Genomic DNA, 17,534 nt, shown 5'->3' with positions numbered 1-17,534 from the left:
TTACGTAGAGGATTCAAGATGGCTACTGGAAAGATTGTCCAGGTAATCGGCGCCGTGGTGGACGTCGAGTTCCCTCAGGACGCCGTACCACGCGTGTACGACGCGCTTGAGGTACAGAATGGTAACGAGAGCCTGGTGCTGGAAGTTCAGCAGCAGCTCGGCGGCGGTATCGTGCGTACCATCGCGATGGGTTCTTCCGACGGTCTGCGTCGTGGTCTGGAAGTAAAAGACCTTGAGCACCCGATCGAAGTCCCGGTAGGTAAAGCAACACTGGGTCGTATCATGAACGTATTGGGTCAGCCAATCGACATGAAAGGCGACATCGGTGAAGAAGAGCGTTGGGCTATCCACCGCGCGGCACCTTCCTACGAAGAGCTGTCCAGCTCTCAGGAACTGCTGGAAACCGGTATCAAAGTTATCGACCTGATGTGTCCGTTCGCGAAGGGCGGTAAAGTTGGTCTGTTCGGTGGTGCGGGTGTAGGTAAAACCGTAAACATGATGGAGCTGATCCGTAACATCGCGATCGAGCACTCCGGTTACTCTGTGTTTGCGGGCGTAGGTGAACGTACTCGTGAGGGTAACGACTTCTACCACGAAATGACCGACTCCAACGTTCTGGACAAAGTATCCCTGGTTTACGGCCAGATGAACGAGCCACCTGGAAACCGTCTGCGCGTTGCGCTGACCGGCCTGACGATGGCTGAGAAGTTCCGTGACGAAGGCCGTGACGTTCTGCTGTTCGTTGATAACATCTATCGTTACACCCTGGCCGGTACTGAAGTATCTGCACTGCTGGGTCGTATGCCTTCAGCGGTAGGTTATCAGCCTACGCTGGCGGAAGAGATGGGTGTTCTTCAGGAACGTATCACCTCTACCAAAACCGGTTCTATCACCTCCGTTCAGGCGGTATACGTACCTGCGGATGACTTGACTGACCCATCACCAGCCACCACCTTTGCGCACTTAGATGCAACCGTGGTACTGAGCCGTCAGATCGCGTCTCTGGGTATCTACCCGGCCGTTGACCCGCTGGACTCCACCAGCCGTCAGCTGGATCCACTGGTTGTTGGTCAGGAACACTACGACACCGCGCGTGGCGTACAGTCCCTGCTGCAGCGTTACCAGGAACTGAAAGACATCATCGCCATCCTCGGTATGGATGAACTGTCAGAAGAAGACAAACTGGTGGTAGCACGTGCGCGTAAGATCCAGCGCTTCCTGTCCCAGCCGTTCTTCGTTGCGGAAGTATTCACCGGTTCTCCAGGTAAATACGTTTCCCTGAAAGACACCATCCGTGGCTTTAAAGGCATCATGGAAGGCGAATACGATCACCTGCCAGAGCAGGCGTTCTACATGGTTGGTTCCATCGAAGAAGCTGTGGAAAAAGCCAAAAAACTTTAACGCCTTAATCGGAGGGTGATATGGCAATGACTTACCACCTGGACGTCGTCAGCGCAGAGCAACAAATGTTCTCTGGTCTGGTCGAAAAAATCCAGGTAACGGGTAGTGAAGGTGAACTGGGTATTTTCCCGGGTCACGCACCGCTGCTCACCGCCATTAAGCCTGGTATGATCCGCATCGTTAAACAGTTCGGTCACGAAGAGTTTATCTATCTGTCCGGCGGCATTCTTGAAGTGCAGCCTGGCAGTGTGACCGTTCTGGCCGATACCGCTATTCGTGGCCAGGATCTCGACGAAGCGCGAGCCCTGGAGTCGAAGCGTAAGGCTGAAGAGCACATTAACAGCTCTCATGGTGACGTGGATTACGCTCAGGCGTCTGCGGAGCTGGCCAAAGCGATCGCGAAACTGCGCGTTATCGAGTTGACCAAAAAAGCGATGTAACACCGGCTTGAAAAGCACAAAAGCCAGTCTGTATACCAGGCTGGCTTTTTTTTTCGGCCTTAATTCATGATGAAAAAGATGTAGAATTTTAAGCATCAAACGTTTTTACTTCTCACTCAAACTACCGTCAGGATGCGTATGTCAAACAGTGCGATGAGCGTGGTGATCCTTGCCGCAGGCAAAGGGACCCGCATGTATTCCGACCTGCCTAAAGTGCTTCACACGCTTGCAGGAAAGCCAATGGTGCAGCATGTCATTGATGCAGCGAATGAACTGGGGGCTAATCAGGTTCACCTGGTCTACGGCCACGGCGGCGATCTGCTTAAAAAGACGCTGAGCGACGACAAGCTCAACTGGGTGCTTCAGGCTGAACAGTTGGGTACAGGCCATGCCATGCAGCAGGCAGCGCCCTTCTTTGCGGATGACGAAGACATTTTGATGCTCTACGGCGATGTCCCGCTGATCTCTGTTGAAACACTGACTCGCCTGCGTGAAGCCAAACCGCAGGGCGGCATCGGTTTATTAACCGTCGTGCTGGACGATCCAACCGGTTATGGTCGTATCACCCGTGAAAACGGCAACGTTACGGGTATTGTTGAGCATAAAGATGCCAGTGAGGCGCAGCGTCAGATTCAGGAGATCAACACCGGTATCCTGATTGCCAATGGCGCGGATATGAAGCGCTGGCTGTCGAAGCTCAACAACAACAATGCGCAGGGTGAATACTACATCACCGACATTATTGCGATGGCGTACCACGAAGGGCGCGAGATTGCGGCGGTCCATCCGGCGCGCATCAGCGAAACCGAAGGGGTGAATAACCGTCTTCAGCTTTCTCGCCTTGAGCGTGTTTATCAGTCCGAACAGGCTGAAAAACTGCTGCTGGCAGGCGTGATGCTGCGCGATCCGGCGCGTTTCGATCTGCGTGGCTCATTATCTCACGGGCGTGACGTTGAGATTGATACTAACGTTATCCTCGAAGGTAACGTGACGCTGGGCAACCGCGTCAAAATTGGCGCCGGCTGCGTGATCAAAAACAGCATCATCGGTGACGACTGCGAAATCAGCCCGTACAGCGTGGTGGAAGATGCCCGTCTGGACGTGGCCTGTACTATCGGCCCGTTTGCGCGCCTGCGCCCGGGTGCTGAGCTGCTGGAAGGCGCTCACGTGGGTAACTTCGTGGAGATGAAAAAAGCGCGTCTGGGTAAAGGCTCTAAAGCCGGTCATCTGACCTATCTGGGCGACGCGGAAATTGGCAATAACGTGAATATTGGTGCAGGGACGATTACCTGTAACTATGACGGCGCTAATAAGTTTAAAACGATCATTGGTGATGACGTGTTCGTTGGCTCCGATACGCAGTTGGTGGCGCCTGTTACCGTGGGTAACGGGGTGACTATTGCCGCTGGAACAACCGTAACGCGCGATGTGGCCGAGAACGAGCTGGTATTAAGCCGCGTTCCGCAGGTCAGCAAGCAGGGCTGGAAACGCCCGGTGAAGAAAAAGTAACAACAAGGCGGGTGGCGCTACGCTTACCCGCCCTACGATTGAGTAGGCCTGATAAGGCGTAGCCGTCATCAGGCAAACCCGGGAGAGGAGATAAATATATATCTCCCCCCACAAGCAGTACCCATAACAATAACCCCACTCTCTACAAGGCTCGGGGCGCCCGGAAAGGGCAAATACAGGTCAGCGACAACGCAGGCATAATGCCTAAATTCGGAATATAAATTATGTGTGGAATTGTTGGCGCAGTTGCGCAGCGTGATATTGCTGAAATCCTTCTCGAAGGTTTACGTCGTCTGGAATACCGTGGTTACGACTCTGCCGGTCTGGCTGTCGTCGATGCAGAAGGTCATATGACCCGTCTGCGTCGTCTCGGTAAAGTGCAGATGCTGGCCCAGGCCGCGGAAGAACATCCGCTGCACGGGGGAACCGGTATTGCGCATACCCGCTGGGCGACGCACGGCGAACCGTCTGAAGGCAACGCGCACCCGCATGTGTCTGAACACATCGTGGTAGTGCACAACGGCATTATCGAAAACCACGAACCGCTGCGCGAAGCACTGAAAGCGCGCGGCTACACCTTCGTCTCTGAAACCGACACCGAAGTGATTGCTCACCTGGTGCACTGGGAGCTGGAGCAGGGCGGCACACTGCGTGATGCGGTGCTGCGTGCTATCCCTCAGCTGCGCGGTGCGTACGGTACGGTGATCATGGATTCCCGCGATCCGTCCACGCTACTGGCTGCGCGTTCCGGTAGCCCGATGGTTATCGGTCTGGGCATGGGTGAAAACTTTATCGCCTCTGACCAACTGGCGCTCCTGCCGGTAACCCGCCGCTTTATCTTCCTGGAAGAGGGGGATATCGCCGAAGTGACTCGCCGCAGCGTGACCGTGTTCGATACCAAAGGCGAGCAGGTGAAGCGCCAGGAGATCGAATCTAACCTGCAGTACGACGCGGGCGATAAAGGCGCTTACCGTCACTACATGCAGAAAGAGATTTACGAGCAGCCAAACGCCATCAAAAACACCCTGACCGGGCGCATCAGCCACGGTGAAGTGGATCTGAGCGAGCTGGGCGCAAACGCGAACGAACTGCTCAGCAAGGTTGAGCACATTCAGATCGTGGCCTGCGGCACCTCCTACAACTCCGGTATGGTTTCTCGCTACTGGTTTGAATCCCTGGCGGGCGTGCCGTGCGATGTGGAAATCGCGTCTGAATTCCGCTATCGCAAATCTGCGGTGCGTCGTAACAGCCTGATGATCACCCTTTCCCAGTCTGGCGAAACGGCGGACACGCTGGCCGCGCTGCGTCTCTCTAAAGAGCTGGGTTACCTGGGCTCTCTGGCCATCTGTAACGTCCCGGGCTCTTCCCTGGTGCGTGAATCCGATCTGGCGCTGATGACCAAAGCGGGTACCGAAATCGGCGTGGCCTCCACTAAAGCGTTTACCACTCAGCTGACCGTTCTGCTGATGCTGGTGGCGAAGCTGGCACGCCTGAAAGGCGAAGATGCTTCCGTTGAGCATGACATCGTTCATGGTCTGCAGGCGCTGCCGAGCCGTATTGAGCAGATGCTGTCTCAGGACAAACGCATTGAAGTGCTGGCGGAAGATTTCTCTGACAAGCATCACGCCCTGTTCCTGGGTCGTGGCGATCAGTATCCGATTGCGCTGGAAGGCGCGCTGAAGCTGAAAGAGATCTCCTATATTCACGCTGAAGCCTACGCGGCAGGCGAACTGAAACACGGCCCGCTGGCGCTGATTGACGCCGATATGCCGGTCATCGTTGTGGCACCAAACAACGAACTGCTGGAAAAACTGAAATCTAACATCGAAGAAGTGCGCGCCCGCGGCGGTGTCCTGTACGTCTTCGCCGACAAAGATGCCGGTTTCGCCAGCAGCGACAACATGCACATCATCGAGATGCCGCATGTGGAAGAGGTGATTGCACCGATCTTCTACACCGTTCCGCTGCAGCTGTTGGCTTACCACGTGGCGCTGATCAAAGGCACCGACGTCGACCAGCCGCGTAACCTGGCGAAATCGGTCACTGTAGAATAAACCCTTCAGGCTCCACCTTCGGGTGGAGCTTTTTTATCCTGCCTGGTTTGTTTTTCATCAATCCTTTCTCATTTTTAATAATGACAATTTGTCATCTTCAGCTACTTTTTTCAGTGTCACATAAAGAAAATATTTCTGAAAACAACCTGTCATAAAAGTGGCTAACCCGATGAAAATTAAGCTTTGTTTTGTTTAATTTTAAGTTAAATTTTCATTGTCATAAAACTGTCATAATTCGTACATTTATCTGTCACCTGTTTGTCCTATTTTGCTCATCGTAGCCACTAAACAACGATTTACGAAAATCTTGCAGGAGACATTATGAAAGTTATGCGTACCACTGTCGCAACTGTTGTCGCCGCGACCTTATCTCTGAGCGCGTTCTCTGTATTTGCAGAAGCAAGCCTGACTGGCGCTGGTGCAACCTTCCCTGCGCCGGTGTATGCCAAATGGGCGGATACCTACCAGAAAGAAACCGGTAACAAGGTTAACTATCAGGGTATCGGCTCCTCCGGTGGCGTGAAACAAATTACCGCGAACACGGTTGATTTCGGCGCGTCTGACGCTCCGCTGTCAGATGACAAACTGGCTCAGGAAGGCCTGTTCCAGTTCCCTACCGTGATCGGTGGCGTGGTTCTGGCGATCAACCTGCCGGGCGTGAAGTCGGGCGAGCTGGTGCTGGACGGCAAAACGCTGGGTGACATCTACCTGGGCAACATCAAAAAATGGGATGACGAAGCGATCGCTAAGCTCAACCCAGGCCTGAAGCTGCCTTCTCAGAACATCGCCGTGGTTCGCCGCGCGGATGGTTCCGGTACCTCTTTCGTGTTCACCAGCTACCTGGCGAAAGTGAACGAAGAGTGGAAATCTAAAGTCGGCTCCGGCTCTACCGTTAACTGGCCTACCGGCCTGGGCGGTAAAGGTAACGACGGTATCGCCGCGTTCGTACAGCGTCTGCCTGGCTCCATCGGCTACGTAGAGTATGCGTATGCGAAGCAGAACAACCTGTCCTACACCAAACTGGTTTCTGCCGACGGCAAGCCGGTTAGCCCGACCGAAGAGAACTTTGCTAACGCCGCGAAAGGCGCTGACTGGAGCAAATCCTTCGCGCAGGATCTGACTAACCAGAAGGGCGAAGGTGCATGGCCAATCACCTCTACCACCTTCATCCTGGTGCACAAAGAGCAGAAGAAACCTGAGCAGGGCGCTGAAGTGCTGAAGTTCTTCGACTGGGCATACAAAAACGGCGGCAAACAGGCTAACGCTCTGGATTACGCCACCCTGCCAGACAACGTGGTTGAGCAGATTCGCGCTGCATGGAAAACCAACGTAAAAGACAGCAGCGGTAAAGCATTGTATTAATTTAGCATTCTGACGAAAATGGCGGGTGGCGCTTGCGCTTACCCGCCCTACGGTTCCGACTGTAGGCCGGGTAAGCGCAAGCGCCACCCGGCGATTTCGTAAACGCGTTTAACAGAAGAGTAATTTATGGCTGCAACCAAGCCTGCATTTAACCCTCCGGGTAAAAAAGGTGACATGATTTTCAGCGCGCTGGTCAAACTGGCTGCGCTGATTGTGCTATTGCTGCTGGGCGGCATTATCGTGTCTCTGATTTTCTCCTCCTGGCCGAGCATCCAGAAATTCGGTTTCTCCTTCCTGTGGACCAAAGAGTGGGACGCGCCGAACGACATCTACGGTGCCCTGGTGCCAATTTACGGCACGCTGGTGACCTCGTTCATCGCCCTGCTGATTGCGGTTCCGGTAAGCTTTGGTATTGCCCTGTTCCTGACGGAGCTGGCGCCGGGCTGGCTGCGTCGTCCGCTGGGGATCGCCATCGAACTGCTGGCAGCTATTCCGAGTATCGTCTACGGCATGTGGGGCCTGTTCATCTTTGCGCCGCTGTTCGCCACGTACTTCCAGGAACCGGTGGGTAACGTCCTCTCTGCCATTCCGTTTGTGGGGGCCCTGTTCTCTGGCCCGGCTTTCGGTATCGGCATTCTGGCGGCTGGCGTGATCCTCGCCATCATGATTATTCCGTACATTGCGGCGGTTATGCGCGATGTCTTCGAACAAACGCCGGTGATGATGAAAGAGTCGGCCTACGGTATCGGCTGCACCACCTGGGAAGTGATCTGGCGCATCGTCCTTCCGTTCACCAAAAATGGGGTGATCGGGGGCGTGATGCTGGGCTTAGGTCGCGCGCTGGGTGAAACCATGGCGGTCACCTTTATCATCGGTAACACCTACCAGCTCGACAGCGCGTCGCTCTATATGCCGGGTAACAGTATTACCTCTGCGCTGGCGAATGAATTTGCGGAAGCGGAATCGGGTCTGCACGTCGCGGCGCTGATGGAGCTGGGTCTGATTCTGTTCGTTATTACCTTCATTGTTCTGGCGATTTCCAAGCTGATGATTATGCGTCTCGCTAAAAATGAGGGAGCACGCTAATGGCCACTCTCGAAATGCAAGCAACTGCTGAACTGGCGGAATCCCGCCGCAAAATGCAGGCCAGACGCCGCATGAAAAACCGCATTGCCCTGACGCTCTCTATGGCGACGATGGCATTCGGCCTGTTCTGGCTGGTCTGGATCCTCTTCTCGACGGTCGTTCGTGGGATTGACGGAATGTCACTGTCGCTGTTCACCGAAATGACGCCGCCGCCGAACACGGCGGGTGGTGGCCTGGCGAATGCCCTGGCGGGCAGCGGACTGCTGATCCTCTGGGCGACGGTCTTCGGCACGCCGCTGGGCATCATGGCGGGCATCTACCTGGCAGAATACGGCCGTAAATCCTGGCTGGCGGAAGTGATTCGCTTCATTAACGACATTTTGTTGTCAGCCCCGTCTATCGTCGTGGGTCTGTTCGTTTACACCGTGGTGGTGGCGCAGATGGAACACTTCTCCGGCTGGGCGGGCGTCATTGCGCTGGCGCTGCTGCAGGTGCCGATTGTGATTCGAACCACCGAGAACATGCTGAAACTGGTGCCGGACAGCCTGCGTGAAGCCGCTTACGCGCTGGGTACGCCGAAATGGAAGATGATCTCTGCGATTACGCTGAAGGCGTCGGTCTCCGGGATCATGACCGGTATCCTGCTGGCGGTGGCGCGTATCGCGGGTGAAACGGCGCCGCTGCTGTTTACGTCCCTCTCCAACCAGTTCTGGAGCACGGATATGATGCAGCCGATCGCCAACCTGCCGGTGACGATCTTTAAATTTGCGATGAGCCCCTTCGCGGAATGGCAGCAGCTGGCCTGGGCCGGGGTGCTGATCATTACCCTTTGCGTACTGTTGCTGAACATTCTGGCGCGCGTCATTTTCGCGAAGAAGAAACACGGTTAATTTTTTACGGCGCGGCAGCTCGCGGCGCCGAATGAGGAAATGAGTCAATGAGTATGGTTGATACTGCCCCGGGTAAGATTCAGGTTCGTGATTTGAACTTCTACTACGGCAAATTCCATGCCCTGAAGAACATCAACCTGGATATCGCAAAGAACCAGGTCACGGCATTTATCGGTCCGTCCGGCTGTGGGAAATCCACGCTGCTGCGTACCTTTAACAAAATGTATTCGCTCTATCCGGAGCAGCGCGCTGAAGGGGAAATCATCCTCGACGGTGAAAACATTCTGACCCAGGCTCAGGATATTGCCCTGCTGCGCGCGAAAGTGGGGATGGTGTTCCAGAAACCCACGCCGTTCCCGATGTCCATTTATGACAACATCGCCTTTGGCGTTCGCCTGTTTGAAAAGCTCTCCCGTGCCGATATGGATGAGCGCGTGCAGTGGGCTTTGACCAAGGCCGCATTATGGAACGAAACCAAAGATAAGTTGCACCAGAGCGGGTACTCTCTCTCCGGTGGTCAGCAGCAGCGTCTGTGCATTGCGCGCGGTATTGCGATTCGCCCGGAAGTGTTGCTGCTGGATGAGCCGTGTTCAGCGCTGGACCCGATTTCAACCGGTCGTATTGAAGAACTGATCACCGAGCTGAAGCAGGATTACACCGTGGTTATCGTGACCCACAACATGCAGCAGGCTGCACGTTGTTCCGATCACACGGCGTTTATGTACCTGGGTGAATTGATTGAGTTCAGTAACACGGACGATCTGTTCACTAAGCCCGCGAAGAAACAAACCGAAGATTATATTACTGGCCGCTACGGTTGATTTGCCTTAGTGCATGTGGAGAAACCATGGACAACCTCAATCTTAATAAACACATTTCCGGCCAGTTCAACGCAGAGCTGGAAAGCATTCGCACCCAGGTGATGACCATGGGCGGCATGGTCGAGCAGCAGCTTTCTGATGCGATTACGGCGATGCACAACCAGGACAGCGAGCTGGCGAAGCGCGTCATTGAAGGCGATAAAAACGTCAACATGATGGAAGTCGCTATCGACGAAGCCTGCGTGCGCATTATCGCGAAGCGTCAGCCGACGGCGAGCGACCTGCGTCTGGTGATGGCGATCATCAAAACCATCGCCGAGCTGGAACGTATCGGTGACGTCGCCGATAAAATCTGCCGCACCGCGCTGGAGAAGTTCTCTCAGCAGCATCAGCCGCTGCTGGTCAGCCTGGAGTCGCTGGGCCGCCACACCGTGCAGATGCTGCACGACGTGCTGGATGCCTTTGCACGTATGGATCTGGACGAAGCGGTGCGTATCTACCGTGAAGATAAGAAGGTCGATCAGGAGTATGAAGGCATCGTGCGTCAGCTGATGACCTACATGATGGAAGATTCCCGTACGATCCCAAGCGTACTGACGGCCCTGTTCTGCGCGCGCTCCATCGAGCGTATTGGCGACCGCTGCCAGAACATTTGCGAATACATTTTCTACTTCGTGAAGGGTCAGGACTTCCGTCACGTGGGCGGCGACGAGCTGGACAAGCTGCTGGCGGGTAAAGATCCGAAAGAGTAATCCTGTCATCTGATAATAACGCCGGTACTTACCGGCGTTATTATTTCTATAGTAATCACAATTCTCCCCTTCATCCGTTGCCTGACGTTCGAAACGCGCTAACGTGAGACGAAAAAAACAGCAAAGGATGGGATATGAAAAATTCATTAGCGTGCCTGGCGATGGCTATCAGCATCGGGATCGGTGCTGGAACAAACGTGATTGCCGCACCATTGCCAGCGACACCCGACCCGGCTACCCCGGTCAGCCGCTATGTGACGCAGGTCAATGCGGATAAAAGCATTACGTTTCGCCTGTTTGCGCCCGGCGCAACGCGAGTCTCCGTGGTGACAGGGTCAATGCCTGAAACCCAGGTTTCCCATGATATGACGAAAGAGAAAAATGGCGTCTGGACATGGAAAAGTGAGCCGATGGCCCCGAATCTCTACGAATATTATTTCGATATCGATGGTTTCCGTTCAGTTGACACGGGAAGCCGCTATCAAAAACCTCAGCGGCAGGTGAACACCAGCCTGATTTTGGTTCCGGGCAGCATTCTCGACGATCGTGCCGTACCGCATGGCGATCTCACCACCCTGACCTGGCACTCGCCGTCACTCAAGTCAGAGCGTCGCGTTTATGTATGGACTCCCCCTGGCTACAACGGCAAAGGGGAACCTCTACCGGTGCTCTACTTCTACCATGGCTTTGGGGATACCGGGCTCTCGGCAATCGATCAGGGCCGCCTGCCGCAAATGATGGATAACCTGATGGCCGAGGGGAAAATCAAACCGATGCTGGTGGTCGTACCCGATACCGAGACGGAGAGCGCTGAGGCCATTCCCGAGAATTTCCCCCCGGCAGAACGACGGAAGTCTTTCTATCCGCTCAATGCGAAAGCCGCAGACCGTGAACTGATGAGCGAGATTATTCCGCTGGTGGATACACGCTTCAACGTGCGTAAAGATGCTGATGGCCGGGCGCTGGCGGGGTTGTCACAGGGCGGCTATCAGGCGCTCGTATCCGGTATGAACCATCTGGACAGCTTCGGCTGGCTGGGAACGTTCAGCGGCGTTACCACAACAACCGTACCTGACGACGGCGTGGCCGCACGCTTTAAGCAGCCGGAGGCCATTAATCGTCAGCTGCATAACTTCACCGTCGTCGTGGGAGAGCGCGATTCGGTGACCGGCAAAGATATCGCCGGTCTGAAAGCGGAGCTGGAAAAGCAGGGCATCAAATTCGACTATAAAATGTACCCCGGTCTGAATCACGAAATGGATGTCTGGCGTCCGGCCTATGCTGAGTTTGTTCAAAAACTCTTCAGATAAACCTGTCGCCCTCCCTGCCGGGAGGGTCTGCTTAACGCGTAATATCCCACCCGCGGGCCTTCCACAGCGCGGGTAGTTGCGCCAGATCGGTGAAGGTCGTGACTTTGGGATGATCGATCGGCTTGTTGTGCGGGTCGGCGCAGAAGTAAAACACCTCCATTCCCGCATCAATCCCCGACTGCGCGCCCGCAGACGAGTCATCCACCAGAATGCAGTTCTCTACGTTAACGTTCATCGCCTTTGCCGCATGGAACATCAGTGCCGGGTCCGGCTTCCAGCGCTGGATATCGTAGCCGCTGAACAATTTTTCCGGAAAGTGGTGCAGCATCTCAAGCTTGCCCAGCGAGTGCTGCATTTTGCTGACCGGACCGTTGGAGACCACGCAGATCGGCACCGTCATGGCATCCAGCAGCGCGTTTGCGCCCGGAATCACCTCCAGCTCCGAATCGAACAGGCGTGCAACCTCGGCGCGGTACACCGGTTCCAGAGCCGCCTTCTCAAGAACGACGCCGTGTTCTTCGTTAATGATGTCGATGATCTCGTAGAGCTTCACGCCCTTAAAGCGTTTAAACACCTCTTCGAGTTCCAGCGTAATGCCAAATTCCTGGAACATGGCCACATACGCGCGGGAACAAATGACCTCACTGTCGACCAGCGTACCGTCGCAGTCGAAAAATACCGCTTCAATTCCGGACATGCCTTTCCCTTTTAACCAGTTTAACGTTTACGTACGGCAGTTCACCGGAACGCAATCGTTGCCGTATAAGCAAATTCAATGAAAAAAGTATCACGTAACCGCCACTATTGTCGCATTTTGGTATAGGATAGCGACGAATTTTCCCTCCTTGTTCGGAAATTGATGATGAGTCAACAACACACTACCCAGACATCTGGTCAGGGTCTGCTTGAGCGCGTGTTTAAACTGCGCGAGCACGGCACGACGGCACGCACCGAAGTGATCGCCGGTTTCACCACCTTCCTGACGATGGTCTATATCGTTTTTGTTAACCCTCAAATTCTGGGCGTTGCTGGCATGGATACCAGCGCCGTCTTCGTAACAACCTGTCTGATCGCAGCCCTTGGCAGCATTCTGATGGGCGTGTTCGCTAACCTGCCGGTCGCGCTGGCCCCGGCGATGGGTCTGAATGCGTTCTTTGCCTTCGTGGTGGTTCAGGCGATGGGTCTGCCGTGGCAGGTGGGTATGGGCGCCATCTTCTGGGGCGCGGTTGGCCTGCTGCTGCTGACCATTTTCCGCGTGCGTTACTGGATGATTGCGAACATCCCCGTGAGCCTGCGCGTGGGCATTACCAGCGGTATCGGTCTGTTTATCGGGATGATGGGGCTGAAAAACGCCGGTGTTATCGTGGCGAACCCGGATACGCTGGTGAGCATCGGTCACCTGACCTCTCATAACGTGCTGCTGGGAGTGCTGGGCTTCTTTATCATCGCGATCCTGGCTTCCCGCAATATTCATGCGGCGGTGCTGGTGTCCATCGTGGTCACCACGCTGCTGGGCTGGATGCTGGGCGACGTTCACTATAACGGCATCGTTTCCGCGCCACCGAGCGTCTCTACCGTTGTTGGTCATGTTGATCTGGCGGGTTCCCTGAACCTGGGCCTGGCGGGCGTGATTTTCTCCTTCATGCTGGTGAACCTGTTCGACTCCTCCGGTACGCTGATCGGCGTGACCGACAAAGCGGGTCTGGCAGATGAGAAAGGCAAATTCCCGCGCATGAAGCAGGCGCTGTTTGTGGACAGTATCTCCTCTGTGACCGGCTCATTTATCGGAACCTCGTCTGTTACCGCTTACATTGAATCCTCTTCCGGGGTTTCTGTGGGTGGCCGTACCGGCCTGACGGCGGTTGTGGTGGGTATTCTGTTCCTGCTGGTGATCTTCCTCTCGCCACTGGCGGGCATGGTGCCTCCGTACGCGGCGGCGGGTGCGCTGATCTACGTGGGGGTGCTGATGACCTCCAGCCTGTCTCGCGTGAAGTGGGATGATTTAACCGAAGCGGTGCCGGCGTTTATTACCGCCGTGATGATGCCGTTCAGCTTCTCGATTACCGAAGGTATCGCACTGGGCTTTATCTCTTACTGCGTAATGAAGATCGGTACCGGTCGTTTCCGCGACCTCAGCCCGTGCGTCATCGTTGTGGCGCTGCTGTTTGTGCTGAAGATTGTGTTTATTGACGCGCACTAAGGTGCGGTTTGTGGTGTCAGGTGGCGCTTCGCTTACCTGACCTACTGACGAGTGTAGGCCCGGTAAGCGCTAGCGCCACCGGGCTTTTTTATCAGGCTTTAACCCGCTTAATATAATCCCCGAACGCCGTCAACTGGCCAGAGAGATGGTCGCGCGTGCTCTGATCCACCACCTCACCCGTTTGCGGGTCGACCTTGTTCTGAATCACTCCGCCCATAAATTCCGGCTTGTTCATCACCATCGCATCGAGGAAGACCAGGATCTGACGCAGGTGATACTGGCAGCGCGCGCCGCCAATCGCGCCCATGGAGCTGGTCTGGATCAGCACCGGTTTGCCTGACAGCGGCTGCTCAGGTAAACGGGACAGCCAGTCGATGGCATTCTTCAGACCACCGGGTACAGAGTAGTTGTACTCTGGCGTGACGATGACCACGCCGTCAGCCTGGCGGATCTGTTCGGCCAGCGCCTCAACGCTCTGAGGGAACCCTTCTTCCTGCTGTACGTCAGCATCATAAAGCGGAATATCGCCAATAGACGGCAGGGCGCTAATTTCCATACCTGCAGGCGCCAGCTGTGGCAGCGTGCGGGCGACCATCCCGTTAAATGAACCTTTGCGCAGGCTTCCCAGTAACGTAACGACTTTCAACGTATCAGACATGATTACTCCTGTTTCATCATGATGACCCTGATTGGATCAGCTTAGGGTAAATGCTTTTTCTGCCGGTAAACTGGTTAATCGCATCAGACGTGCGGCGGGCTCGTTGGCGCGCTCGGGCACATCAGGAAGGCTACGCCATCCCTGTTGACTGTCAAATTCCCAGATTTTCATGCGTTCGATGGCGGGGGTCACCGCGATGGACCAAATGAGCACATCCTCAGCGTCGCAGAGCGCTTCTACCAGCGTGGCCTGGGTGGCGCGCAGACGTCCGGAGCCTGGCAACAGCTGCAGCAGGCTGGCGTCGTCTGAGGCGCATCCGCAGAGCTTACGAATGCTCTGGCGCAAGGTAATGAGCTGCGCTCTGGCTTCGACAGGATCGTTCTGGTTGCGTACCCACAGCTTCTCATTGCTGGAGAGTGGATAGTCTTCATGCGCATTAGCGCCATGGAAGCTGCGCGTCGCACGCTGAAGTTCCATATCGAGCCCACAGTCCCCCTCGGTGGTTAGCGCGACGCCAATGATATTGCCCGTGTAGGCAATGGAAAAACGAGGGAGATCCGGGTCAGAAAAGACCGGACGGCCTTCTGGCTGGGTAATGATATCCGGCAGCTCGCTGGTGCCGTACAGCATAAACAGCAGTTCCGCGAGAAGCGCCCGGGACGCTAAAAACCGCGACCTGCGGTGCTCCGGAAGCGTGAGTGCTTCACGGTGACAGGCTGAAGAAATTCTTGCCGATACGAGACGTCCTTCTGTCAGTATCCCTCTTGCAAAGTGCGTAGCCATTTTTCGCTCCTTGATAATGGTCGTAATCGGTTAAACGGTTACATGATTATCGCTTAACTTGCCTCCTGTTTTAATCAGTAAATGGGCGTAAGAGAAGCCTTAGGACCGAACTTTACATTTTCTTAGGCAAAAATTGGATCGCTCGCACCGTACAGCGCCTTGATGGTCTCCCGCAGCCAGAGGATTTTTGGATTATGGCTGTTCCGCTTATGCCAGATCAGCGTGAAGGGCACGGTCAATTTTTCCGCCTGCTCCTCATCAATCGGAATGGGAAGGGCGATCAGCTTCCGCTGGTGGAGTTCATTGTAGTGGTGACAGTAGTGCGGGGCGGTGGCGATATAGTGATGGCCGGGCTGCGCCGCCATAAACATCGCCTGTTCGAAGCCCGGCAGGCTCATGGCGATCGTGCGCTCGCGTCCCATCTCCTTTAGCACCTCATCCAGCGCCCAGGTATCGCTGCGTTCCCAGAAGATGCTGATATGGGGATAGCGCAGGAAGGTCTCCAGATTCCACTCTTGCTGAAGCGCCGGATGATCCTCGCGCAGATAGACGCAGGGGCGGTCGCTGAACAGGATTTCGTAGTCGATAAACCACGGCATCAGCTTAAGCAGCTCGCGGGATCGCGGATGCGTTTCACGCCCGGTGAAGCCCAAATCCACCTCGCCACGCGTAATCGCGTCCAGCGAGTCGTAATCCCACTGGCGCATTTTCACCGTCGCCTGCGGATAGCGCTGGTTCACCTGCTCCAGCAGGGTATTGAAGCGGATCAGCATCAGCGGCGTTTCCGCGGCCAGCACGAACGTCAGCCCGCCCGGAGAGTCATGGTGGAATTTATCGAGGATCTGGTTGCCGATTTGCATCCAGTCAGCCAGATCCTGCTCCAGGCTCACCGTCAGCGGCGTCGGCAGCAGCCCTAGCGGCGTTTTGACAAACAGCGGATCATCGAACCAGTCGCGCAGCTTAGCCAGCGATTTGCTCACCGCTGACGGCGTCACGTTCATCCGCTTCGCCGCTTTGGTAACGCTGCGCTCCTGCAGCAAAAGCTGCAGGCAGAGCAACAGGTTAAGATCGAGACTGCTGATGGGCTTCTTCATAGTGCGCCGCGGGCCGGATGACCATAAGTAAGGTAATGCACAGTATGCTACAGCCAATCAGAACCCCGATCAGCATATTCAGCGCGTTAAGCCCGATGACTGCCGCCAGCCAAATCCACAGCGACGAGCCGCAGACCTGCGCGATACCCAGCACCGAGCTGGCCACGCCTGCCCGCAGCGAGAAGGGACCAAGCGCCTGGCTCATCGCCACGCCAAAGCCAACCGAGAACCCGGCACAAATGAGCGTAATGCCCACCAGCATCACCGCATGTGAGCTGGTAGTCGCCAGGATCGCGCCTGCGGCGAGGAATAAAACCTGTGAGGTCAGCATCAGCGTGCGCTGGCGGAAGATATTCAGCGCAAACGGGGTGGAGAACGACACAGCCATACTGACCAGAGCGGTCAATGCCATCACCGTGGAATACTCACCGCGATCGAAGCCCATGGTCTCCATCAGCAACACCGGGGAAACGTTTACATAGGTCAGGATCACCGCCACGCTTAACGTGGTCACGGTCAGACGGCTGAGGAAAAAGCGGTTGAGAAGCTTCTCTGCCGGGTGAATGGTTGCGGTATGGCCGGTATTCTGCGAGCCTGGGTGGGTCTCTTTCAGCACGGCGATCGACAGGATAAACACCAGCGCGCCCATCGCTGCCATGGTCCAGAACAGGCTCTGCCACGGGAATTTCAGCATGATCAGATAGCCCACGACCGGGGCCAGCACCGGGATGATGCAGGTAATGCCGTTCAGCATCGACAGCACTTTGGCGCGACGCTGGGCGCTTAAGGTGTCGCGCAAAATGGCAAACGCCACCACGTAGCAACCACCCGCCCCGATGCCCTGGATAAAGCGCCCGGTCAGGAACACGGTGCTGTTCTGCGCCTGTGAGCAAAGAAGGGACGCCAGGGCAAAAACGATGGCTCCGGCGATAGCGACAGGCTGGCGGCCTGCTTTATCCGCGATCTTCCCGGCAAAGACCATCGACGACGCCATCCCCGCGAGGTAGGCCGAAAACGCAATATGCAGCTGCGCTTCGCTGGCGCCCAGATCGCGGGCGATATGCGGTAATCCCACCAGATACATATCAATACCGGACGGATAAAGCAGAACTAATGCGAAACTACAAAACAGAAAACGCGCCATAAACCCCCCATAGATGCAGGCATGCAGGAT

The 17,534-nt window shown here is 55.6% G+C and carries 16 protein-coding genes; 11 read left to right on the top strand and 5 right to left on the bottom strand.

From position 1 onward, the window contains the following. The first annotated feature begins 18 nt into the window (after positions 1-18). The 10 genes from atpD (at position 19) to F3J31_RS19505 (ending at position 11,625) form a co-directional block, all read left to right on the top strand. A complete protein-coding gene (atpD, locus tag F3J31_RS19550) occupies positions 19-1,401 on the top strand; it encodes a F0F1 ATP synthase subunit beta (protein WP_003862362.1) in 1,383 nt (460 codons plus the stop codon). 20 nt (positions 1,402-1,421) lie between these two features. Further along, positions 1,422-1,841, top strand: coding sequence for a F0F1 ATP synthase subunit epsilon (locus F3J31_RS19545; RefSeq protein ID WP_003862360.1), 420 nt, complete (start codon positions 1,422-1,424; stop codon positions 1,839-1,841). A gap of 138 nt (positions 1,842-1,979) precedes the next feature. Beyond that, entirely contained in the window at positions 1,980-3,350 is a 1,371-nt protein-coding gene (glmU, locus tag F3J31_RS19540; protein ID WP_126535069.1) for a bifunctional UDP-N-acetylglucosamine diphosphorylase/glucosamine-1-phosphate N-acetyltransferase GlmU, read from the top strand. 224 nt (positions 3,351-3,574) lie between these two features. Beyond that, entirely contained in the window at positions 3,575-5,404 is a 1,830-nt protein-coding gene (gene glmS / locus F3J31_RS19535; protein WP_021242665.1) for a glutamine--fructose-6-phosphate transaminase (isomerizing), read from the top strand. A gap of 321 nt (positions 5,405-5,725) precedes the next feature. Further along, positions 5,726-6,766, top strand: coding sequence for a phosphate ABC transporter substrate-binding protein PstS (pstS, locus tag F3J31_RS19530; protein WP_032675678.1), 1,041 nt, complete (start codon positions 5,726-5,728; stop codon positions 6,764-6,766). Positions 6,767-6,892: 126 nt separating this feature from the next. Then, positions 6,893-7,852 carry a phosphate ABC transporter permease PstC gene (gene pstC / locus F3J31_RS19525; RefSeq protein ID WP_023309793.1) on the top strand — a complete coding sequence of 320 codons (960 nt, stop codon included), beginning with the start codon at positions 6,893-6,895 and terminating at the stop codon, positions 7,850-7,852. Next, entirely contained in the window at positions 7,852-8,742 is an 891-nt protein-coding gene (gene pstA, locus F3J31_RS19520) for a phosphate ABC transporter permease PstA (RefSeq protein WP_024907882.1), read from the top strand. The genes pstC and pstA overlap by 1 nt, the downstream gene beginning before the upstream one ends. 47 nt (positions 8,743-8,789) lie before the next feature. Then, positions 8,790-9,563, top strand: a complete 774-nt coding sequence (gene pstB, locus F3J31_RS19515; protein ID WP_008500183.1) for a phosphate ABC transporter ATP-binding protein PstB — start codon at positions 8,790-8,792, stop codon at positions 9,561-9,563. 26 nt (positions 9,564-9,589) lie between these two features. Then, positions 9,590-10,315, top strand: a complete 726-nt coding sequence (gene phoU, locus F3J31_RS19510; RefSeq protein ID WP_008500182.1) for a phosphate signaling complex protein PhoU — start codon at positions 9,590-9,592, stop codon at positions 10,313-10,315. Between the two features lie 134 nt (positions 10,316-10,449). Beyond that, positions 10,450-11,625 carry an alpha/beta hydrolase-fold protein gene (locus F3J31_RS19505; RefSeq protein ID WP_045909357.1) on the top strand — a complete coding sequence of 392 codons (1,176 nt, stop codon included), beginning with the start codon at positions 10,450-10,452 and terminating at the stop codon, positions 11,623-11,625. A gap of 31 nt (positions 11,626-11,656) precedes the next feature. Here the strand turns inward: F3J31_RS19505 and yieH are convergent, their stop codons facing one another. Next, positions 11,657-12,322 carry a 6-phosphogluconate phosphatase gene (gene yieH / locus F3J31_RS19500; RefSeq protein ID WP_032648584.1) on the bottom strand — a complete coding sequence of 222 codons (666 nt, stop codon included), beginning with the start codon at positions 12,320-12,322 and terminating at the stop codon, positions 11,657-11,659. A gap of 165 nt (positions 12,323-12,487) precedes the next feature. Here yieH and adeP point away from each other — a divergent pair, with 165 nt between their 5' ends. Continuing rightward, positions 12,488-13,825, top strand: a complete 1,338-nt coding sequence (gene adeP / locus F3J31_RS19495; protein ID WP_021242668.1) for an adenine permease AdeP — start codon at positions 12,488-12,490, stop codon at positions 13,823-13,825. Positions 13,826-13,916: 91 nt separating this feature from the next. Here the strand turns inward: adeP and F3J31_RS19490 are convergent, their stop codons facing one another. The 4 genes from F3J31_RS19490 to F3J31_RS19475 all read right to left on the bottom strand — a co-directional run bounded on the left by F3J31_RS19490 (position 13,917) and on the right by F3J31_RS19475 (position 17,504). Continuing rightward, positions 13,917-14,483, bottom strand: a complete 567-nt coding sequence (locus tag F3J31_RS19490) for an NADPH-dependent FMN reductase (protein ID WP_014833835.1) — start codon at positions 14,481-14,483, stop codon at positions 13,917-13,919. 36 nt (positions 14,484-14,519) lie between these two features. Further along, positions 14,520-15,266, bottom strand: coding sequence for a phosphopantetheinyl transferase (locus F3J31_RS19485; RefSeq protein WP_167214820.1), 747 nt, complete (start codon positions 15,264-15,266; stop codon positions 14,520-14,522). A 122-nt stretch (positions 15,267-15,388) separates the two neighbouring features. Further along, positions 15,389-16,360: an HTH-type transcriptional regulator YidZ gene (gene yidZ / locus F3J31_RS19480; protein WP_045909359.1), complete on the bottom strand. Its 972-nt coding sequence runs from the start codon at positions 16,358-16,360 to the stop codon at positions 15,389-15,391. Beyond that, positions 16,329-17,504, bottom strand: a complete 1,176-nt coding sequence (locus F3J31_RS19475; protein ID WP_167214817.1) for an MFS transporter — start codon at positions 17,502-17,504, stop codon at positions 16,329-16,331. The genes yidZ and F3J31_RS19475 overlap by 32 nt, the downstream gene beginning before the upstream one ends. Positions 17,505-17,534: the final 30 nt, after the last annotated feature.

The organism is Enterobacter sp. Acro-832 (assembly GCF_011752745.1).
Lineage (GTDB): Bacteria > Pseudomonadota > Gammaproteobacteria > Enterobacterales > Enterobacteriaceae > Enterobacter > Enterobacter quasiroggenkampii.
The sequence above is the reverse complement of the archived record's forward strand: the minus strand, read 5'-3'. Positions and strand labels throughout refer to the sequence as shown.